This window comes from Streptomyces stoeckheimensis (assembly GCF_045822005.1).
In the GTDB taxonomy this organism is placed as follows: Bacteria; Actinomycetota; Actinomycetes; order Streptomycetales; family Streptomycetaceae; genus Streptomyces; species Streptomyces stoeckheimensis.
Genome location: NZ_CP169550.1, coordinates 3,474,265 through 3,496,629, shown reverse-complemented (window position 1 = coordinate 3,496,629; position 22,365 = coordinate 3,474,265). Strand labels below are relative to the sequence as shown.

Sequence of the window (22,365 nt, the reverse complement as noted above, 5' to 3'; positions counted from 1 at the left end):
GAAGGAGAAATGAAGTCATGTCTGAGCAGAACGACCATCAGTTCGATGTCGTCGTCGTAGGTGGTGGTCCGGGCGGTTCCACCGCGTCGACCCTGATGGCCATGCAGGGGCACCGCGTCCTGCTCCTGGAGAAGGAGGAGTTCCCCCGGTACCAGATCGGAGAGTCCCTGCTGCCCTCCACGGTGCACGGCATCTGCAAGCTCCTCGGTGTCTCGGAGGAGCTGGAGAAGGCCGCGTTCATGCCCAAGCGCGGCGGCACCTTCCGGTGGGGGAGCAGCCCCGAACCCTGGACGTTCTCCTTCTCCGTCTCCGAGACCTTCTCGGGCCCGACCTCGCTGGCCTACCAGGTCGAGCGGATGAAGTTCGACCAGATCCTCCTGGACAACGCGCGCTCCAAGGGCGTCGAGGTCCGCGAGAAGAGCTCCGTGGTCGACGTCATCGAGGAGGACGGCGTCATCCGCGGTGTGCGGTACGCCGACGCCGACGGGGTGCGCCACGAGGTGCGCAGCCGCTTCGTCGTGGACGCCTCCGGCAACAAGAGCCGCATCCACAGCAAGATCGGCGGCACCCGCCACTACTCGGAGTTCTTCCAGAACATCGCCCTCTTCGGCTACTTCGAAGGCGGCAAGCGCCTCCCGGCACCCAACTCCGGCAACATCCTCTGCGCCGCCTTCGACGACGGCTGGTTCTGGTACATCCCGCTGACCGACGAGCTCACCAGCGTCGGCGCGGTGCTGCGGCGCGAGGCGCTGGAGCGCGTGCAGGGCGACAAGGAGAAGGCTCTGATGAGCCTGATCGACGAGTGCCCGCTCATCGCGGAGCACCTGTCCGAGGCGCGCCGGGTGGAGAGCGGCCCGTACGGCGAGATCCGGATCCGCAAGGACTACTCGTACATCCAGGAGAAGTTCTGGCGCCCCGGCATGGTGCTGGTGGGCGACGCGGCGTGCTTCATCGACCCGGTCTTCTCCTCCGGCGTGCACCTCGCCACCTACAGCGGTCTGCTGGCCGCGCGCTCCATCAACTCGGTCCTGGGCGGGGACTTCGAGGAGGAGAAGGTCTTCGAGGAGTACGAGGCCCGGTACCGGAACGAGTACGCGCTCTTCCACGACTTCCTGGTGGCGTTCTACGACATGCACCGGGACGAGGACTCGTACTTCTGGACCGCCAAGAAGGTCATGAACAGCTCCTCGTCCGGACTCGAGTCCTTCGTGGAACTGGTCGGCGGCGGCGCCTCGCGCGAAAGCGGGCTGGTCAACGCCGGCTCCTACGCCGAGCAGCACGAGTCCACCTTCCGGGAGTTCTCCGACCTGGTCGACGAGCCGGCCGGCGAGACCGGAGCGGACCGCGACCTGTTCGACTCGACGCTCGTGCAGTCCGTACTGGAGGAGGGCGCCAAGATCCAGGTCCACGCCGCGCTGGGAGAGGTCCTCGACGACGAGGAGCCGATCCGAGAGGGCGGGCTCGTGCCGTCCGCCGACGGAATGCGCTGGGCCCACCCCAGCTACTGACCTAGAGGCTGACGGGGGTAGCGGTGATACGAACCATGGCCGTGGTCGGCACGGGCCTGATCGGCACCTCGATCGGCCTGGCGGTGAGCCGGCACGGCGTACGAGTGCATTTGCTCGACAAGGACGAGGTGGCCGCCCGCACGGCAGCCGCTCTGGGAGCGGGCGTGCTGGGCGCTCCGGACGAGTCGGCCGACCTGGCGGTGATCGCCGTACCGCCGGGCGCGGTGGGCGCCGTGCTCGCCAGGATGCAGGCCCGAGGGCTGGCACGGACCTACACCGACGTGGCCAGCGTGAAGGCGCAGACGGCCCGGGACATCTGGAAGTCCGGCGGTACGTCGGCCAGTTACGTGGGCGGCCATCCGCTGGCCGGCCGCGAGCGCGGCGGTCCGCTCGCCGCTCGCGCGGATCTGTTCGAGGACCGGCCCTGGGTCCTGACTCCGTCGGAGACGACGTCCCAGGACGCGGTGAACCGGGTGTTCGAGATGATCGCGCTGTGCGGGGCGATCCCCGCGATCATGGGCGACCGCGCCCACGACGACGCGGTGGCGCTGGCCTCGCACGCTCCGCACGTGGTGGCCAGCCTGATGGCCGCGCGGCTGGAGCACGGCTCGCGGGCCTCGTTCCGGCTCGCGGGGCAGGCGCTGCGCGACGTGACGCGGATGGCCGTCCGGGACACCGAGCTCTGGAACGACATCCTGCAGGCCAACGCGCCGGCCGTCGCCGGAGTGCTGCGGGAGCTCAGGGACGACCTGACGACCCTGATGGCCACGCTCGACGACCTGTCCACGGCGCCGCTGGACGCCAGGGGCCAGACCCTGGAACCCATGGTCGATCTGCTGAACAGGGGCGCCGCCGGACTGGCGGCGATCCAGGAACGGCAGGTCGCGGACCGGCAGACGTACGTGGAGGTTCTGGTCCCGGAGGGGCCCGGACAGCTGGTCCGTCTGCTGGACGTGCTGAGGACGCTCCACGTGGAGCAGGAGGACGCCGTACCGCGGTACTCCGCGCAGGACGACACCCTCTCGCTCGTGTTCGCGGTCCCGCCGGTGCGGGCCGGCCAGATCGTACGGGAACTGGGCGGAGCCGGCTGGAACGCCGAATCCGTCAGCCCGGACCCGGTGTCCGTGGCACGAAAGACGGCCGATGAAAGCCCGGAAAGGGCAGGCCGCGCAGCTGATCAATTCCATGTGGCGTAGGTCCGTTTTCGGAACGGCCCCCCACACACATTTCACCGGATCGAATCAGAGGAAAAGAGGACGGGTGAATGCTCACATACGATGACACCATTGCTAACCCTCTTCGCGTGGCCATCATCGGCACGGGAAACATCGGCTGCGACCTGCTGCTCAAGGTCATCGCCTCGCCCTATCTGCGCTGCGACATGTTCGCCGGGCGGCGCACCACCTCGCCGGGCATCGAACTCGCCGAATCCCACGGGGTTCCGACGTCCGCCGACGGGCTCGACGCCATCGTCGCGATCGCGGACCGGATCGACCTGGTCTTCGACTCCACCTCGGCCGCGGACGCGGTCCACAACTACAAGGTGCTCGAAGCCCTCGGCATCCCGGTCGTCGACCTCACGCCGGCCAACCTCGGCAGGTTCTGCGTTCCGGCGCTGAACCTCGAGGAGTGCCTCACCGAGCCGAACGTGAGCATGGTGTCCTGCGGCGGACAGGCCGCGGTTCCCATCGCGCACTGCTTCAGCGAAGCCTCCGAGAACGGCCTGGGCTACCTCGAGATCGCCACGGCCAGCTCGTCGCAGAGCGTCGGCCCCGCGACGCGGGCGAACATCGACGAATACGCCTTCACCACCCAGAAGGCGACACACGAATTCAGCCGGGTGGAGACCGCCAGGACGATCCTCATCATCAATCCGGCAGAGCCGGGAATCGTCATGAGGAACACCATCGCGGTCCCGGCCTCCGAAAACATCGACATGGAGGCGCTGCGCGTCTCGGTCGACCTCATGGAGAAGCGGATCAATTCCTATGTACCTGGGTATCGCGTGGTCGTTCCGCCGGTTGCGACGGGCGATCGCATCATGGTGACCATCGAAGTGGAAGGGCTCGGCGACTGGCTTCCCCGCTACGCCGGGAATCTGGACGTCATCACCTGCGCGGCCGTGGCCGTCGCCGAGGGCCGCGCGGAGGCACGTCGATGAAGACCACCAACGAGCGTCGGCTCGAAATCTGTGACACGACCCTGCGCGACGGAAATCACGCCGTGGCGCACCAGCTGGGTCATTCGGACATCGTCGCGTACGCCAAGGCCGCCGAGCTGGCGGGCGCCGACCTCCTGGAGGTCGGGCACGGCAACGGACTCGGCGCCTCGTCCATCCAGGTCGGACGGGCCGCGCTGAGCGACATCGAGATGCTCACGGCCGCCCGCGCCCAGCTGAAGAACACGCGCCTCGGTGTCCTGTCCATCCCCGGCTTCGCGACCGTCGAACGCGATCTGAAGCCCGCACTGGACTGCGGGGTCGACGAGGTCCGGGTCGGCGCGCACTGCTCGGAAGCGGATGTGACCCGCCAGCAGATCACCATGCTGAGTTCGATGGGCGTCACCGTCAAAGGCCTGCTGCTGATGAGCCACATGGCGTCGACCAAGACGCTCATCGAGCAGGCGCGGCTCATGCAGGGGTACGGAGCGAACGCGGTCGTCCTGATGGACTCGGCCGGTGCGTACACCCCGGCCACCGTCGCCGAAAAGGTCGGCGCGCTCGTCGAGGCACTCGACATCGAGATCGGCTTCCACGGCCACAACAACCTCGGCCTCTCGGTGACGAACAGCATGGCCGCCATCAAGGCCGGCGCGACCATCGTGGACGTCACGGCGCGCGGCTTCGGCGCCGGCGCAGGCAACGCACCGCTCGAACTCGTCGCAGCGAACCTGCACTTGGAGCAGATCGACACCAAGCTCCAGCTGTTCGCGGCCCTCGACGCGGGCGATCTCGCGGAATCCACCTTCGTCAAGCGCGTTCCGACGAACGACAGCGTGACCATCACCAGCGGAATCGCCGGTGTCTTCTCCGGATTCGCCGGCCCCACGCGCCGCGCCGCCGAGCAGTTCCAGGTGGACCCGCGGGAAATCCTGATGGAGCTCGGCCGCAGGGGCGTCGTCGCCGGCCAAGAGGACTCGATCATCGAAGTGGCGATGGATCTCGCCGAGAAGAACTCTCTCTACGCCGTCATGTGACGGACCTTCCGAAAACTGAGGAGCACGAAATGACGTTGACGTTGGATTCCGCACGCGAAGTGGGAGCGGATTACGCGGCGGTCGCCGCACTGCTCCAGATCGGCGCCGAGATCGGCGTGGACCAGGTGCTGGACTCGGGCCGCACCTTCAGTGTCGCCGACCTGGCCGAGGTGACCGGTCTTTCCCAGAAGCGCCTCGGGGAGTTCGTCCTCGCGCTGTCGTCCGCCGGACTGCTCGCCGCCGAGGACGGAGACGGCCTGTACCGCGCCTCCGACGACTACGCGGACTGGCGCCACCAGGTCGGCTACCTGTCCTGGTCCCTGACCGCCAACAGCCCGTTCCTGCAGAATGCGCGCGCCTTCCTCTCCGAGGACGAGTCCGCCGCCGAGACCTACCAGCGTGACGGGCGCCGCGTGGCGGTCAGCTCGCGCTGGATCGGGGACCGCACCTTCTACCCGGCCGTCGTCGAGCGGGTCGTGGCCGCCGGCGCCAAGCACGTCGTCGACCTCGGCGCGGGCGCGGCCGGCCTGCTCATCGGCCTCCTCGCCCAGGACGAGGGCCGGACCGGCGTCGCCCTGGACCTGAGCTCGGGGGCCTGCGCCGCCGCGCGGGAGGACGCGGTACGCGCCGGGGTCGACGGCCGTCTCCGGGTCGTGGAGCGCTCGGTCGAGTCCCTGATCGAGGACCCCAGCCCGCTCGAGGGGGCCGACGTCATCCAGGCCTGCTTCGTGATGCACGACGTCCTGCAGGACGAGGCCGCCTTCGACGACGTGCTGCGCACCTGCCACAAGGCCCTCGCCCCCGGCGGCATCCTCGCCGTGGTCGACGCGGTCTCCTACGGGCAGGAGGCCCGCGAGCGCAAGTTCAGCGCCCTCTTCACCTACCTGCACTCGAACTTCATGGGCATCAACCTGCCCACCGAGGACCAGTGGGTGGAGAAGTTCCGCAGCGCAGGCTTCTCGGACGTCGAGGCGTCCTCCCAGGTCATGCCGGGCGGCCGGCTGTTCCTGGCGACCAAGTAGCCCGGTCGCGCACGATGCTTCAGGAACCCCGAGCCGTTCACCAGCGGATAGCCGCCGAACTGTGGAACGCCAAGAAGGAACGCAAGCCGATACCGCCCATCTCGGCCCGGTATCCCGACTTCACCGCACAGGACGCCTACGTCATCCAGAGCGCGTTCCGCGCCCTGGAACACGAGAGCGGCGCGGTGCACGCCGGATACAAGATCGGCGCGACGAGCCTGGCCATTCAGGAGATGTTCGGCGTCGACGAACCGGATTTCGGCTTCCTGACCGAAGCCATGATCCTCGCCGACGGCGCCCGCCTCGATCCGGGACGGTTCATCTCGCCCAAGGTCGAAGGGGAGATCGCCTTCCGGATCGGCGCCGACCTCTCTGATCCCCGTACGACCGCCGCGGACGTATTGGACGCCACCACCGAGGTCTTCCCGGCCCTGGAGGTGCTCGACAGCCGCATCGAGAACTGGGACATCGCCTGGGTGGACACCGTGGCGGACAACGCCTCGTCGGCCATGGTCGTCCTGGGTGAGGCCGTTCCCTTCGACGGACGCGATCTCGCCGCCGAGACCATGGTCTTCGAGTCGGGTGACCGCGTGCTCACGGCGACCGGTGCGGCCGTGCTGGGGCATCCGGCGGAGTCCGTGGCCTTCCTCGTGCGCTTGCTGGCCTCTTTCGGTGCGGGGATCGGTGCCGGCGACGTGGTCCTGGCCGGATCGCTGGCCGCGGCGGTCGATCTCACGCCAGGTTCCACCGTCAAGGCGTCGTTCGGGTCCCTGGGATCGGTATCCCTTTCCGCATCAGACCCCGAAAGAGGGTGATTGACACATGCTTATTTCAAGTTCTGTTCGTTTTGCCGAGGATCAGTCGTTCGAGTCGGGTACGGCGTTGATCGGCGAATCGGTACAGGCGGCCTTCGCGGCGCAGGTACTGCGTTCTCCGGGCGCGGTGGCGGTGCGGTGCGCCGGACGGGAGCTGTCCTACCGGGAGTTGGACGAGCGGTCGAACCGGCTGGCACACCGGCTGGTGGGTCTGGGTGTGGTTCCGGAGGCTCCGGTCGCGGTGTTGATGGAGCGCTCCGTGGACCTGGTGGTCGCGCTGCTGGCGGTGCTGAAGGCCGGCGCGTTCTATCTTCCGCTGCACAGCGGGTACCCGCTGGAGCGCATGCAGTGGATCGTCGACCAGACGTCCGCTCCGGTCCTGCTGGCCGACGCCGCGACGCGTGAGCGGGGCCTGCCCGACGCCCCCCGGCTCGTGGTGGTGGACCAGGACGCCGAGCTGCTCTCGCTCCCGGTCACCGACCCGGGTGTGCGGTGCCGGCCGGACCAGCTGGCGTACGTGATGTACACCTCGGGCTCCACGGGCCGCCCGAAGGGGGTCGCGGTCACCCACCGCGATGTCCTCGAGCTGGTGGTGGACGGCATGTTCGAACGGCCGGGCGCGCACGAGCGGGTGCTGATGGTGGCCCCGTACGCCTTCGACCCCTCGACGTACGAGATGTGGGTTCCGCTCCTGCACGGCGGCCGGACGGTCGTGTCGCCGGAGGGCGACCTGAGCGTGGCCACGCTGTCGCGGCTGATCGCGGAGGAGGAGATCACCGGGCTCCAGGTGACCGCGGGCCTGTTCCGCGTCATGGCCGAGGAAGACCCCGCCTGCTTCACCGGCGTACGGGAGGTCATCACCGGCGGCGACCTCATCTCCCCGACCGCGGTGCGCCGGGTACTGGAACACAGCCCCGACACCCTGGTCCGCTGCGCCTACGGGCCCACGGAGACGACCCTGTTCGCGACCCAGGCCCCCTGGACCGCGGGCGACGACGTGCCGGCGCCGGTCCCGATCGGGCGTCCGCTGGACGGCATGCGCGCCTACATCCTCGACGACGCCCTCTCCCTGCTCCCCGAGGGCGTGGCGGGGGAGCTGTACCTGGCGGGCACGGGCCTGGCCCGCGGCTACTACGGCCGCTCCGACCTGACGGCCGAGCGTTTCGTCGCCGACCCCTTCGGCCCGGCCGGCAGCCGCATGTACCGCACCGGAGACCTGGCCCGCTGGTCGGGCGAGGGCCTCCTCGACTTCGTCGGCCGCGCCGACGACCAGGTCAAGATCCGCGGCTTCCGCATCGAACTCGGCGAGATCGAAGCCGTCCTGGCCGGCTTCCCGGGACTGTCCCAGGTGGCCGTCGTGGCCCGTGAGGACCAGGACGGCGACAAGCGCCTGGTGGCCTACGTGGTCGCCCAGACCGGCCTGGCCACGGTGGACACCGCGGCCCTGCGCACCCACACGGTCGGGCTCCTGCCCGAGTACATGGTGCCCTCGGCGTTCCAGGTCCTGGACCGGCTGCCGCTGACCACCAACGGCAAGGTCGACTACCGGGCCCTGCCCGCCTCCGACCTGCCCGCCCCCGCCCGCGGAACCGGGCGCGGCCCGCGGACCCCGCGCGAGGAGATCCTCTGCGGCCTGTACGCGGAGATCCTGGGTGTGCCCACCGTCGGCATCGACGACAACTTCTTCGAGCTCGGCGGCCACTCCCTCCTCGCCACCCGCCTCATCAGCCGCATCCGGGCGATCCTGGGCGTGCGGCTCTCGATCCGCAGCCTGCTCAACACGCCGACCGTGGCCGCCCTGTCGAACCTGGGCCAGGCGGACAGCGAGGCGCAGGACAGCGGGCTGGAGCACGTGCTGAACCTGCGGCCGGTCGGCAGCCGCACGCCGCTGTTCTGCGTGCACCCCGGAGGCGGCATGGCCTGGTGCTACGCGGGGCTGCTGCGCTACGTACCGAAGGACCACCCGGTGTACGGGCTCCAGGCCAGCGGACTGGCCGCGGACGAGGCGCTGCCCACCGACATGGACGAGCTGATCGAGGACTACCTCGGCCGCATCCGGGCGATCCAGCCGTCGGGCCCGTACGCCCTCCTGGGCTGGTCCTTCGGCGGCAAGGTCGCCCACACCCTGGCCGCCCGCCTCCAGCAGGAGGGCGAGGAGGTGTCCCTGCTGGCCGTGCTCGACGCCGGCACCGGTGGCCACGCCAGCGAGGACAGCACGCGCACCCAGCGCGACCTCCTGGAACTCGCCTTCGACGGAATCGGCGCCTTTCACGCCGAGCCGGGTGACGAGCCGATCGAGATGCCGCGCATCCTCGAGATCCTCAGGTCCCACGGCGGAACGCTCGCCAGCCTGGAGGAGCGGACGGTGGCCGCTCTCATCGACATCACCGCGAACAACCTGAGGATCAGCCGGGTCGCGGGCTCCGAGCAGTACGACGGCGACGTGCTCTTCTTCGAGGCGGCCGGGCCGGACGGTGCTCCCACCGGACTTTCCGAGGTCTGGGAGCCGTACGTGAGCGGCCGGATCGAGAACCACGTCACTCCCTTCACGCACATGCAGCTGATGAGTGCGGACGCACTCGCCGACATCGCTCCGGTTCTGGCACGAGCGCTGAAGAACACCGCAGATGGACCGGATGGGAAGAGGGGCCACTAATGTCCGACAATCCGAAGCCCAACAGGTCGGCGATGCACCGAGGGCAGGTGCTGCGGGTCGAATGGCTGACCCCGCACATGGTCAGGGTCGTGCTCGGCGGCGAGGGCCTGCAGGGGTTCGACGCAGGCCAGTACACGGATCACTACGTCAAGCTCGTCTTCCCCCTGGAGGACGTGCAGTACCCCGAGCCGTTCGACCTCGCGGCCGTCCGCAAGGACCTCCCCAGGGACCAGTGGCCCCGGACCCGTACGTACACCGTGCGCAGCTGGGACCCGGAGACCGTCGAGCTGGCCGTGGACTTCGCCTGTCACGGCGACAACGGTCTGGCCGCCCGCTGGGCCGCGAACGCCCGGCCCGGGGACGAGATCCACTTCGTCGGTCCCGGAGGCGGCTACGCGCCCGGCACGGAGGCCGATTGGCATCTGTTCGCCGGTGACGAGAGCGCCCTGCCCGCGATCGCGGCCTCCCTGGAGGCGCTGCCCCCGGGCGCGATCGCCAAGGCGTTCATCGAGGTCGCCGGTCCGGACGAGGAACAGAAGATCCACACGCCGGCCGATGCCGACATCGTCTGGCTGCACCGCGGTGACGGCCAGATCGGCACGGCGCTCCACGAGGCCGTCTCCGCAGCGGAGTTCCCGGCCGGCACGGTCCAGGCCTTCGTCCACGGCGAGGCCCACTTCGTGAAGTCGCTGCGGCACCACCTCAGGGTTGAACGCGGCCTGGCACGCGAGCAGTTGTCCATTTCCGGCTACTGGCGACGCGGAGTGGACGAGGACGGCTGGCAGTCCACGAAGTCCGAGTGGAACCGCGACGTGGCGGACCCGACCCCGGCGTAATTCCCGGTCTTCTCCCGGGCATCCCCCATCCCTGAAAGAGAGTAATTGGCCATGTGTGCTGCAACTGCTGTTGATTGTGCCGAGGACCGGTCGTTCGAGTCGGGCACGACGTTGATCGGTGATTCGGTGCAGGCGGCTTTTGCGGCGCAGGTGCTGCGTTCTCCGGGTGCGGTGGCGGTGCGGTGCGCCGGGCGGGAGTTGTCGTACCGGGAGCTGGACGAGCGGGCGAATCAGCTGGCGCACCGGCTGGTGGGTCTGGGGGTGGGTCCGGAGGCGCCGGTCGCGGTGCTGATGGAACGCTCGGTGGACCTGGTGGTGGCGCTGCTGGCGGCCATGAAGGCCGGCGCGTTCTATCTGCCGCTGCACCCTGCGTATCCGCTGGAGCGGATGCAGTGGATCGTCGACGAGACGAAGGCTCCGGTGCTGCTGGCCGATGCCGCGATGGCTGAGCGGGGCCTGCCCGATGCCCCGCGGGTCGTCCTCGTCGACCGGGACGCCGAGCTGGCCTCGCTCCCGGTCACCGACCCGGGTGTGCGGTGCCGGCCGGACCAGCTGGCGTACGTGATGTACACGTCGGGCTCCACGGGCCGTCCCAAGGGGGTCGCGGTCACCCACCGCGATGTCCTGGAGCTGGTGGTGGACACCATGTTCGACCGGCCGGGCGCGCACGAGCGGGTGCTCATGGTCATTCCGTACGCCTTCGACCCCTCGATCTACGGCCTGTGGGTGCCGCTGCTGCGCGGCGCGCGCACCGTCATCACGCCCGAGGGCGAGCCGAGCGTGGCGATGATCGCCCGCCTGATCGCGGAGGAGGAGATCACCGCCCTGGACGTCTCCGCAGGGCTGTTCCAGGTGATGGCCGAGGAGGACCCGACCGTCTTCGCAGGAGTACGGGAGATCATCTCGGGCGGGGACGTGGTCTCCCCGACGGCGGTGCGCCGGGTCCTCGACCACTGCCCGGGCATCGTCGTGCGCAGCGCGTACGGTCCCACCGAGACCACCCTGTACGCGACGCAGTACCCGTGGTCCGGCGACGGCGAGCTGCCGGCGCCGCTGCCGATCGGGCTTCCGCTCGACGGCATGCAGGCCCACGTCCTCGACGACGGCCTGTCGCCGGTGCCCGTCGGCACGACCGGTGAGCTGTACCTGGCGGGCACGGGCGTGGCCCGCGGCTACTTCGGCCGCCCGGACCTGACGGCGGAGCGGTTCGTCGCCGACCCCTTCGGCCCGGCCGGCACCCGCATGTACCGCACGGGAGACCTCGCCCGCTGGTCCGCCGAGGGACTCGTGGAGTTCCTGGGCCGGGCCGACGACCAGGTCAAGATCCGCGGGCACCGCATCGAGCTCGGCGAGATCGAGACGGTGCTGGCCCGCTTCCCGGGACTGTCCCAAGTGGTCGTCGTCGCCCGTGAGGACCAGCCGGGCGACAAGCGCCTGGTGGCCTACGTGGTCGCCGAGCCGGGCCACGTCGACGGGACGCCGGATGCCGAGGCCCTGCGTGCGCACGCCGCCGGCCTGCTGCCGGAGTACATGGTCCCCTCCGCCTTCGTGGTCCTCGACCAGCTCCCCCTGACCACCAACGGCAAGCTGGACCGGCGCGCGCTGCCCGCCCCCGAACTGCCGTCGACCGGCGCCGGGCGCGCTCCCCGCACCCCCCGCGAGGAGATCCTCTGCGGCCTGGTCGCCGACACCCTCGGCCTCCCGGCCGTGGGCATCGACGACAACTTCTTCGAGCTCGGCGGTCACTCCCTGCTCGCCACCCGGCTGGCCAGCCGCATCCGTGCGGTCCTGGGCGTCGAGCTGGTGGTGCGGACCGTCTTCGAGGCGCCCACCGTCGCCGCCCTCGCCGAGCGGGTCGCGCAGGCAGGGGCGGCCCGGCCCGCACTGACCGCGGTGGCCCGCCCCGCGCGGATCCCGCTGTCTCCCGCGCAGAACCGCCTCTGGTTCCTCGACAAGCTCGAGGAGACCAGCGCCACCTACAACCTTCCCCTCACCGTGCGGCTGTCCGGTCCGCTGGACCGGGCCGCGCTGCGGGCCGCGCTCATGGACGTGGTGGAACGCCACGAGAGCCTGCGCACCGTCTTCCCCGAGGACGCCCGGGGCGTGCCGTTCCAGCAGATCCTGCCGGCGCACCGCGCGCTGCAGGACTTCGAGGTCGTGCAGACCGACGAGGCCGCTCTGACCGCCAGCATCGCGGACCTTTCCGCCGAGCGGTTCGACCTGGCCGTGAACCCGCCGGTCAGGATCCGGCTCTTCTCCCTGTCGCAGACCGAACAGGTCCTGTTCCTGCTCGTCCACCACATCGCGTCCGACGGCTGGTCGCTGGCCCCGCTGACCCATGACATCAGCCGTGCCTACGCGGCGCGGTGCGCGGGGCGGGAACCGTCGTGGCCGGCGCTGCCGGTGCAGTACGCGGACTACACGCTGTGGCAGCGCGAGCTCCTCGGTGCGCAGGAGGACCCCGACTCCCTGGTGAGCGAGCAGCTCGCCTTCTGGACCAAGGCCCTGGAAGGCATCCCGGACCAGCTCGAACTGCCCTACGACCACGCCCGCCCGAAGACGGCCAGCCACCGCGGCGACACGGTCTCCTTCGAGCTGGACGCGGAGCTGCACCGACGCCTGACCGACCTGGGCCGCACCCACGAGGCCAGCCTGTTCATGGTGATGCAGGCCGCCTTCGCCGCGGTCCTCTCCCGGCTGGGCGCCGGGCACGACATCCCGGTCGGCACCCCCATCGCCAACCGGACGGACGAGGCCATGGGCGACCTCGTCGGCTTCTTCGTCAACACCCTGGTGATCCGGACCGACACCACCGGTGACCCCTCCTTCGGCCACCTGCTGGCCCGGGTGCGCCAGGTGTCCCTGGAGGCCTTCGCCCACCAGGACGTCCCCTTCGAGCACGTGGTGAACGCCGTCAACCCGGAGCGTTCCGCCGCCCAGCACCCGCTCTTCCAGGTCCTGCTCGCCATGCAGAACAACACGGCCGTACGCCTGGACCTGCCGGGCCTGACCACGGACGTGACCCTGGGCGACACCGACGTCGCCAAGTTCGACCTCACCCTGGAACTCTTCGAGCAGCACGCCGGAGACGGAGCCCCCGACGGGGTGACCGGCCGGCTGGGCTTCGCCCTCGACCTGTTCACCGCGGACACCGCGCAGCGGATCACGGCGTCCCTGCAGCGACTGCTCGCCGCGGTCGCGGCGGACCCGGAACTGCCCCTGAGCCGGATCGGCCTCCTGTCCCCGGAGGAACACCACCAGCTCGTCGTCGAGTGGAACGACACGACCGTCCCGTACCCCGACACCACCACCGTGCACCAGCTGTTCCAGGACCAGGTCGCCAGGACTCCGGACGCGCCGGCGGTGCTCTGTGGCGAGGAGGCGGTGACCTACCGCGAGCTCGACATGCGGGCGAACCGGCTCGCCCACCACCTGATCGGCCTGGGAGTGCGCGCGGAGCAGCGGGTCCCGGTCTGTGTCGAGCGGGGAATCGACGCGGTCGTCGCCGTCCTGGGCGTACTGAAGGCGGGCGCCGCCTACGTGCCGCTCAACCACGACTACCCGTCCCACCAGCTGGAGTTCATGATCGCCGACGTGGAGGCGTCGCTGGTCATCACCCACGCACACCTCCGGGACCGGCTGGGGGCCGTGGACGCCGAGCTGCTCCTGATCGACCGGGAGTGGGACGAGATCGCCACCCGGCCCCACACGGACCCGTCCGTTCAGGTCGGCCCCGACAGCCTGTTCCACGTCATCTACACCTCCGGCTCCACCGGTACGCCCAAGGGCGTCATGATCGAGCACCGCTCGGTCTGCCGGCTCGTCGACAGCGACGTGTTCGCCGGCATCGGGCCCGGCCACGTGGTCGCCCATCCCTCCAACTTCGCCTGGGACGCCTTCACCTTCGAATGCTGGCCCGCGCTGACGTCCGGCGCCGCCATGGTCGTCATGGACAAGGAGGTCCTCCTCGACGCCGTCGAGCTCAAGGCCGCCCTGCACCGTTCCGGTGTCACGATGATGTGGCTGACGGCCCCCCTGCTCCGCCAGCACCTCCTGGACTGCCCCGACCTCCTGGCCGGCCTGCAGTACGTGTTCTTCGGCGGCGAGGCGATCGACCGGCCCGTGGTGGACCAGCTGGTGGCCGGGCCGTGGGCCCCCGAGCACCTGATCCACGGGTACGGCCCGACCGAGGCGACGGTGTTCACCACGTGCTACGAGGTGGACCGCACCACGCCCCGGACGGGGCAGCTCCCCATCGGCCGGCCGATCACGAACACCGAGGTGTTCGTCGTGGACGGGAACGGCGCCCTGCTTCCCCCCGGGATCCCCGGCGAGCTGTGGGTCGGCGGCCCCGGCCTCGCCCGGGGCTACTGGAACCGCCCGGAGCTGACCGCGGAGCGGTTCGTCGAGCACCCGTTCTCCGACGATCCCCGGGCACGGGTGTACCGCACCGGTGACGTGGTGCGCTGGCAGGAGGACGGACTGCTGGAGTTCGTCGGCCGGGTCGACCACCAGGTCAAGATCCGCGGCTTCCGCATCGAACTCGGCGAGGTCGAGGCCGTACTGGCCGGCTTCCCGGGGCTGTCGGAGGTGGCCGTCATAGCCCGTGAGGACCAGGACGGCGACAAGCGCCTGGTGGGCTACGTGGTCCCCGAGGCCGGCCAGGACGCCGCGTCGGCCGCGTCGGCCGCGTCCGCCGTGTCCGCCGTGGACACCGAGGCGCTGCGCGCCCACGCCGCAGGACTCCTCCCGGAGTACATGGTCCCCTCCGCCCTCGTGGTGCTGGACCGGCTGCCGCTGACCACCAACGGCAAGCTGGACCGGCGCGCGCTGCCCGCCCCCGAACTGCCGTCGACCGGCGCCGGGCGCGCTCCCCGCACCCCGCGCGAGGAGGTCCTGTGCGGCCTGTTCGCCGACGTGCTGGGCGTGCCCGCGGTCGGTGTCGACGACAACTTCTTCGAGCTCGGCGGTCACTCCCTGCTCGCCACCCGGCTGGCCAGCCGCATCCGTGCGGTCCTGGGCGTCGAGCTGGTCGTGCGGACCGTGTTCGAGGCGCCCACGGTGGCCGCCCTCGCCGAGCGGGTCGCGCTGGCCGGGGCGGCCCGGCCCGCGCTGACCGCGGTGGCCCGCCCCGAGCGGATCCCGCTGTCCCCGGCGCAGAACCGGCTGTGGTTCCTCGACAAGCTCGAGGAGACCAGCGCCACCTACAACGCCCCGGTGGCCTTCCGGCTGGCCGGGGAGCTCGACCCCGACGTGCTCGAACGCGCCCTGGGCGACGTGGTGGCACGCCACGAGAGCCTGCGGACGGTGTTCCAGGAGGTGGACGGGGACCCGGTCCAGGTGATCCTGAACGAGGACGCCGCCGGCGTGCAGCTGCACCGGGTCGCCTGCGGTGCGGACGAGCTGGACGCGCTCCTGGGCGGGGCCGGTCAGTACGTCTTCGACCTCTCGGCCGAACTTCCGCTGCGGGCCACGCTGTTCACCGTCGCCCCCGCCGAGCACGTCCTGCTCCTGCTCCTGCACCACATCGCGAGCGACGGCGCCTCACTGGGACCGCTGACGCGCGACCTGGAGGTCGCCTTCCAGGCCCGCGCCGAGGGGGCCGAGCCTTCGTGGCCGGCGCTGCCGGTGCAGTACGCGGACTACACGCTGTGGCAGCGCGAGCTCCTCGGAGCGGAGGACGACCCCGACTCCCTGGTGAGCGAGCAGCTCACCTTCTGGACCAAGGCCCTGGAAGGCATCCCGGACCAGCTCGAACTGCCCTACGACCGCCCCCGGCCGAAGACGGCCGGCTACCGCGGCGACACGGTCTTCTTCGAGCTGGCCGCGGAAGCGCACCGCGGGATGGCCGACCTGGCCCGTTCCACGGGTGCCACCCCGTTCATGGTGGTGCGGGCGGCACTGGCGGTGGCGCTGACGAAGATGGGCGCGGGGACGGACATCCCGATCGGCACCCCGGTCGCGGGCCGCGCCGACGAAGCGCTGGACGACCTCGTCGGATTCTTCGTCAACACCCTGGTGCTGCGCACCGACACCTCGGGCAACCCGACGTTCCGCAGCCTGCTGGAGCAGGTCCGGGAGACCGACCTGGCCGCGTACTCCCACCAGGACGTGCCGTTCGAGCGCGTCGTCGAGGCCGTCAACCCCCAGCGGTCCCTGGCCCGGCACCCGCTGTTCCAGGTCCTGCTCAACCTGCAGACCGGCGACGGCAGCACCCTGGACCTGCCCGGTCTGACAGCCCGGGAGATCGTCGGGGAGCAGCAGACGGCGAAGTTCGACATGTCGCTGAACTTCCTCATGAAGCACACCGATGACGGCCTTCCCGGTCCGGTGCGCGCCTACATCACCTACGCCACGGATCTCTTCGACCGGGAGACCGTCGAGCGTCTGTTCGCCACGCTCGTCCGCGTCCTGGAATCCGTTGCCGCCGATCCGGAGCAGACGATCAGTCGCATCGACGTGCTCGATGCGGCCGAGCGCGTGCGGTTGCTGGAGTCGTGGGCGGGTGCGGAGCCCCGTCAGGGTCTCGACGCCGGTTCGGTGCAGGAGGCTTTCGCGGCGCAGGCACTGCTGTCCCCGGACGCGGTGGCGGTGCGCTGCGCCGGACGCGAGTTGTCCTACCGGGAGTTGGAGGAGCGGTCGAACCAGCTGGCACACCGGCTGGTGGGTCTGGGTGTGGCTCCGGAGGCTCCGGTCGCGGTGTTGATGGAACGCTCCGTGGACCTCGTGATCGCACTGCTGGCGGTGCTCAAGGCCGGAGCGTTCTATCTTCCGCTGCACAGCGGGTACCCGCTGGAGCGCATGCAGTGGATCGTCGACCAGACGTCCGCTCCGGTGCTGCTGGCCGACACCGCGACACGTGAAAGCGGTCTGCCCGACACCCCGCAGCTCGTGGTGATCGACCAGGACAGCGAGCTGGCCTCGCTCCCCGTCGAGAACCCGGGTGTGGCATGCCACCCCGAGCAGCTGGCGTACGTGATGTACACGTCGGGCTCCACGGGCCGCCCGAAGGGAGTCGCGGTCACCCACCGCGACATCCTGGACCTGGTCGTGGACGGCATGTTCGAGCGGCCCGGCGCCCACGAGCGGGTCCTGCTCCTGGCCTCGTACGCCTTCGACCCCTCGACCTACGCCTTCTGGGTGCCCCTGCTGCACGGCGGGCGCACCGTCATCACCCCCGAAGGCGACCTCGCGGTCGCCGAACTCGCCCGACTGATCATCGAGGAGGAGATCACCGGACTGGACATCACCGCGGGCCTGTTCCGCGTCATGGCCGAGGAAGCACCCGACTGCTTCACCGGCGTCCGGGAAGTCATCACCGGCGGCGACCTCATCTCCCCCACCGCGGTCCGCCGGGTACTGGAACACAGCCCCGACACCCTGGTCCGCTGCGCCTACGGGCCGACGGAGACGACCCTGTTCGCGACCCAGGCCCTGTGGAGCGCGGGCGACGAGGTGCCGGCGCCGGTCCCGGTCGGACGTCCGCTGGACGGCATGCGCGCCTACATCCTCGACGACACCCTCTCCCTGCTCCCCGAAGGCGTGGCGGGCGAGCTGTACCTCGCGGGCACGGGACTGGCCCGCGGCTACCACGGACGTGCGGACCTGACGGCGGAACGCTTCGTCGCCGACCCGTTCGGTCCGGCCGGCAGCCGCATGTACCGCACCGGAGACCTGGCCCGCTGGGCGGGCGAGGGACTCCTCGACTTCGTCGGCCGCGCCGACGACCAGGTCAAGATCCGCGGCTTCCGCATCGAACTCGGCGAGATCGAAGCCGTACTCGGCCGCTTCCCGGGACTGGCCCAGGTCGCGGTGGTGGCCCGCGAGGACCAGCCCGGCGACAAGCGACTCGTCGCCTACGTCGTCGCGGAGACCGGCCACGACCCGGTGGACACCGAAGCCCTGCGCACCCACACGGCCGAACTCCTGCCCGAGTACATGGTGCCCTCCGCCCTCGTGGTCCTGGACCAGCTCCCCCTGACCACCAACAACAAGCTGGACCACCGGGCCCTGCCCGCCCCCGACCTGCCCGCCCCCGGAACCGGACGCGGACCGCGCACCCCGCGCGAGGAGATCCTCTGCGGCCTGTTCGCCGACACCCTCGGTCTCCCGACCGTCGGGATCGACGACAGCTTCTTCGAGCTCGGCGGCCACTCCCTCCTCGCCACCCGTCTCATCAGCCGCATCCGCACCACCCTCGACATCGAGCTCCCCGTCCGCACCCTCTTCGAGACCCCGACCATCGCCGGACTGGCCGAGCAGATCACGCAGGCCGGATCGGCCAGGACCGCGCTGACCGCGGTGGCACGCCCGGAGCGGATTCCGCTGTCGCCGGCGCAGAACCGCCTCTGGTTCCTCAACAAGCTGGAGGGCGCGAACGCCACGTACAACGTCCCGGTGGCCTTCCGGATCACCGGTGACCTGGACGCCGGTGTTCTCGAACGGGCGCTGAACGACGTGGTGGTGCGCCACGAGAGCCTGCGGACCGTCTTCCAGGAGTTCGACGGAAGCTCGGCCCAAGTGGTGCTGGCGGCGGACGCCGTCCACCTGGAGCTGCACCACACCGCCTGCCGAGCCGACGAGCTGTCCACGGCGCTGAGCGACGCGGGCCAGTACGTGTTCGACCTAACCGTCGAACTCCCTCTGCGGGCAACCCTGTTCACCGCGGCTCCCGGCGCGCACACCCTCCTGCTGCTCATGCACCACATCGCCAGCGACGGCGCCTCGATGGGTCCCCTCGGCCGCGATCTGGAGACGGCGTTCCGCGCCCGGCTCGAGGGTCGCGCACCGCAGTGGTCCGCGCTCCCGGTCCAGTACGCCGACTACACCCTGTGGCTGCACGAGCTCCTCGGCACGGAGGAAGACCCCGATTCCGTGGTGAGCGGGCAGCTGGACTTCTGGAAGAGCACCCTGGCCGGGATTCCCGACCAGCTCGCGCTGCCCTTCGACCGTCAGCGGCCGAAGGTGCCCGACTACCGCGGTGACACCGTCCCGATCCGGATCGACGCCGCCCTGCACCGCGCGCTCGCCGACCTGGCCCAGGAAACCAACACCACGCTGTTCATGGTGCTCCAGGCCGCCGTCGCCACCCTGCTCACCCGGCTCGGCGCGGGCTCCGACATCCCCCTGGGAACCCCCGTCGCCGGCCGCACCGACGAAGCCCTCGACGACCTCGTCGGGTTCTTCGTCAACACCCTGGTCCTGCGCAACGACACCTCCGGAAACCCCAGCTTCCGCGAACTCCTCGCCCGCACCCGGGAAACCGACCTCGCCGCCTACTCCCACCAGGACGTCCCCTTCGAACGACTGGTCGAGGCGGTCAACCCCCAGCGGTCCCTGTCCCGTCACCCCCTGTTCCAGGTCATCTTCGGCCTGGACGCCGCGGGCGACGGTCCGGTGAGCCTGCCGGGCCTGACCGTGGCCCAGGAGGCGGTCCCGGTCGTCTTCAGCCGCTTCGACCTGGGCTTCACCTTCACCGAGCACCACGGCACCGACAGCGGCCCGGCCGGCATCGGCGGTCTGCTGCACTACAGCACGGACCTGTTCGACCAGGAGACCGTCGAAACCCTCGTGACCCGCATGGTGCGGGTGATGGAGGCAGCGGTCGCCGACCCGGACCGGCCGGTCGGCCGGATCGACATCCTCTCCTCGCCGGAGCGGCGCACGGTCCTGGACGACTGGAACGACACCGCGGTCGAGGTGCCCCGGGCCACGCTTCCCGAGCTGTTCCAGGCGCAGGTCGCCCTGACCCCCGAGCGCCCGGCCGTCCTGGCCCCGGACGCCGACCTGAGCTACGCCGAGCTGAACGAGCGGGCCAACCGCCTGGCCCACGAGCTGATCGCGCAGGGGGTGGGACCCGAGCAGTTCGTCGCGCTGGCCCTGCCGCGCACCGCGCAGACGATGGTGGCGCTGCTCGCCGTGCTCAAGACGGGGGCCGCCTACATGCCCGTCGACCCCGCGTACCCGGCGGACCGGATCGCCTACCTGCTGGAGGACGCCGATCCGGCGCTCGTCCTCACGGTCGGGGAGACCGCACAGGTGCTCCCGGCCGGCTCGCGGACCCCGCGGCTGGTCCTGGACGCTCCCGAGGTCGTCGCCTCCCTGGAGAGCAGGCCCGCCACCGACCCGACCGATCGCGACCGCCGCACGGTCCTGCGGCCGCTGCACCCGGCGTACGTCATCTACACCTCGGGATCGACCGGCCGCCCCAAGGGGGTCGTCGTCACCCACGCCAACGTGGCCAACCTGGCCGTGTGGGCCCGTGACGAGTTCGGTCCGGAGCGGCTGGCCCACGTCCTGTTCACCACGTCGCTCAACTTCGACGTCTCCGTGTTCGAGATGTTCGGTCCGCTGCTGACCGGCGGTTGCATCGAGGTGCTCCGCGACCTGCTGGCCCTGGGCGACCGGAAGGCCGACGGCCGTACGGCGTCCCTGGTGAGCGGGGTTCCGTCCGCACTCTCCCGGATCGTGTCCCAGGGCGACGTACGCACCACTGCGGGCACCCTGCTGTTCTGCGGCGAGGCCCTGCCCGTGCAGGCCGCCGCCGAGGTCAAGGCCGAAGTCCGGGCCGACCGCGTGTACAACATCTACGGCCCGACCGAGGCCACGGTGTACGCCACGGTGTGGTCCACGGACGGGCCCGTCACGCAGGCGCCGTCGATCGGCCGCCCCCTGCACAACATGCAGACGTACGTCCTGGACGGACATCTGCAGCCGGTGCCGGCGGGCGTGGCCGGGGAGCTGTACCTGGCGGGCGCGGGTCTGGCCCGGGGGTACTTCGGTCGCCCGGACCTGACGGCGGATCGGTTCGTCGCCAATCCGTACGGTCCGGCGGGCAGCCGCATGTACCGCACCGGTGACCTGGCCCGCTGGTCGGAGGACGGGCAGCTGGAGTACCTGGGCCGGGTCGACGACCAGGTCAAGATCCGCGGCTTCCGCATCGAACTCGGCGAGATCGAGACGGTCTTGGCCCGCTTCCCGGGACTGTCCCAGGTGGCGGTGGTGGCCCGGGAGGACCAGCCGGGCGACAAGCGCCTGGTGGCCTACGTGGTCGCCGAGGCCGGCCAGGACACGGCGGACACCGTGGACGCCGCAGACGCCGTGTCCGCCGTGTCCGCCGTGGACACCGAGGCGCTGCGCGCCCACGCCGCAGGACTCCTCCCGGAGTACATGGTCCCCTCCGCCGTCGTGGTGCTGGAGCGGCTGCCGCTGACCGCCAACGGCAAGCTGAACCGGCGGGCCCTGCCCGCGCCCGTGTACGAGGCGGCCGCCTCCGGGCGTGCTCCCCGGACCCCGCGCGAGGAGGTCCTGTGCGGCCTGTTCGCGGAGGTCCTGGGCGTGCCCGAGGCCGGTATCGACGACAACTTCTTCGAGCTCGGCGGCCACTCCCTGCTGGCGGTCCAGCTGACCGGCCGCATCCGGGACACCCTCGGCGACACCCTCGCCCTGCGGGCCCTGTTCGCCGCGCCGACCCCCGCCACCCTCGCCGAACAGCTCGGCGACTCCACGGCCGGTGAGACGTTCGAGGTGCTGCTGCCCATCAAGGACCAGGGAGGCAGCACGGTCACCTTCTGCGTCCACCCCGTGAGCGGCATCGGCTGGTGCTACTCGCCGCTGGCGGGAATCTCCTCTCCGGAGCACTCCGTCCACGCCCTCCAGGCGCGGGGAACGGACGGAAGGGAAGCCCTCCCGGATTCGATCCGGGACATGGCGGCCGACTACGTCCGGCAGATCCGGAGGGTGCAGGAATCGGGTCCGTACCGCCTGATGGGATGGTCCTTCGGAGGTGTCGTCGCCCACGAGATGGCCGTCCAGCTGAGGGCCCGGGGCGAGCAGGTGGAGATCCTCGCCCTGCTGGACTCCTACCCGGTGCTGCCGGCCGGGGCGCCGCTTCCCCTCACGGAGGAGGAAGTGGCGGCGGGGCTCGCCGAGTTCTTCGGCGTACGGGCCGGGGGAGGCGACGGGCCGCTCACGATGGCGGGGATCCTGACGGGGCTGCGCCGCGACGGGAGCATGTTCACCGAACTCGCCGAACGCCACCTCCCGGACATCGCCGCGGTCTACCGGAACAACCACCGGATCATCACGGAGCACGTTCCCGGAGAGTTCGACGGCGACGTCCGGTTCTTCGAGGCGGCCCACGACCGGCCCGCCGACGCGCTCGACGCGACCGTCTGGAACGCCTTCACATCGGGCCGCCTCGACATCGAGAGCCTGGCCTGCAGCCACGCGGAAATGGCCCGCCCGGACGTGCTCGCCGAGGTCTGGCAGGGCATGACCAGGCCGCGCGCCGTCTGACTCCAGAGAACCGACCGACACTTCACAGAACGGAGG

9 protein-coding genes are annotated in these 22,365 nt (G+C 70.6%); all 9 read left to right on the top strand.

The genetic code is table 11. The annotated features are described in order from the left end of the window. Positions 1-17: 17 nt before the first annotated feature. Positions 18-1,508, top strand: a complete 1,491-nt coding sequence (locus ACE1OC_RS15580) for a tryptophan 7-halogenase (protein ID WP_407837539.1) — start codon at positions 18-20, stop codon at positions 1,506-1,508. Between the two features lie 23 nt (positions 1,509-1,531). Then, positions 1,532-2,704: a prephenate dehydrogenase gene (locus ACE1OC_RS15575; RefSeq protein WP_407837538.1), complete on the top strand. Its 1,173-nt coding sequence runs from the start codon at positions 1,532-1,534 to the stop codon at positions 2,702-2,704. A 107-nt stretch (positions 2,705-2,811) separates the two neighbouring features. Continuing rightward, positions 2,812-3,669, top strand: a complete 858-nt coding sequence (locus ACE1OC_RS15570) for an acetaldehyde dehydrogenase (acetylating) (RefSeq protein WP_407837537.1) — start codon at positions 2,812-2,814, stop codon at positions 3,667-3,669. After that, positions 3,666-4,703 carry a 4-hydroxy-2-oxovalerate aldolase gene (dmpG, locus tag ACE1OC_RS15565; protein WP_407837536.1) on the top strand — a complete coding sequence of 346 codons (1,038 nt, stop codon included), beginning with the start codon at positions 3,666-3,668 and terminating at the stop codon, positions 4,701-4,703. The genes ACE1OC_RS15570 and dmpG overlap by 4 nt, the downstream gene beginning before the upstream one ends. A 29-nt stretch (positions 4,704-4,732) precedes the next feature. Continuing rightward, the gene (locus ACE1OC_RS15560; protein WP_407837535.1) at positions 4,733-5,725 is read left to right on the top strand and encodes an SAM-dependent methyltransferase; all 993 of its coding nucleotides are present in this window, start codon (positions 4,733-4,735) and stop codon (positions 5,723-5,725) included. Between the two features lie 14 nt (positions 5,726-5,739). Next, positions 5,740-6,540 carry a 2-keto-4-pentenoate hydratase gene (locus tag ACE1OC_RS15555; protein ID WP_407837534.1) on the top strand — a complete coding sequence of 267 codons (801 nt, stop codon included), beginning with the start codon at positions 5,740-5,742 and terminating at the stop codon, positions 6,538-6,540. 67 nt (positions 6,541-6,607) lie between these two features. After that, positions 6,608-9,196 carry an amino acid adenylation domain-containing protein gene (locus ACE1OC_RS15550; protein WP_407837533.1) on the top strand — a complete coding sequence of 863 codons (2,589 nt, stop codon included), beginning with the start codon at positions 6,608-6,610 and terminating at the stop codon, positions 9,194-9,196. Next, positions 9,196-10,032, top strand: coding sequence for a siderophore-interacting protein (locus ACE1OC_RS15545; protein ID WP_407837532.1), 837 nt, complete (start codon positions 9,196-9,198; stop codon positions 10,030-10,032). Before ACE1OC_RS15550 ends, ACE1OC_RS15545 begins: the two co-directional genes overlap by 1 nt. A 126-nt stretch (positions 10,033-10,158) precedes the next feature. Further along, positions 10,159-22,329, top strand: a complete 12,171-nt coding sequence (locus tag ACE1OC_RS15540; protein ID WP_407837531.1) for an amino acid adenylation domain-containing protein — start codon at positions 10,159-10,161, stop codon at positions 22,327-22,329. The last annotated feature ends 36 nt before the right edge of the window (positions 22,330-22,365 follow it).

Bases quoted from the DNA above. Each gene is read 5' to 3' on its own strand.
- ACE1OC_RS15545 (WP_407837532.1), top strand. From the start codon at position 9,196: ATGTCCGACAATCCGAAGCCCAACAGGTCGGCGATGCACCGAGGGCAG.
- ACE1OC_RS15560 (WP_407837535.1), top strand. From the start codon at position 4,733: ATGACGTTGACGTTGGATTCCGCACGCGAAGTGGGAGCGGATTACGCG.
- ACE1OC_RS15555 (WP_407837534.1), top strand. From the start codon at position 5,740: ATGCTTCAGGAACCCCGAGCCGTTCACCAGCGGATAGCCGCCGAACTG.
- ACE1OC_RS15580 (WP_407837539.1), top strand. From the start codon at position 18: ATGTCTGAGCAGAACGACCATCAGTTCGATGTCGTCGTCGTAGGTGGT.
- dmpG (WP_407837536.1), top strand. From the start codon at position 3,666: ATGAAGACCACCAACGAGCGTCGGCTCGAAATCTGTGACACGACCCTG.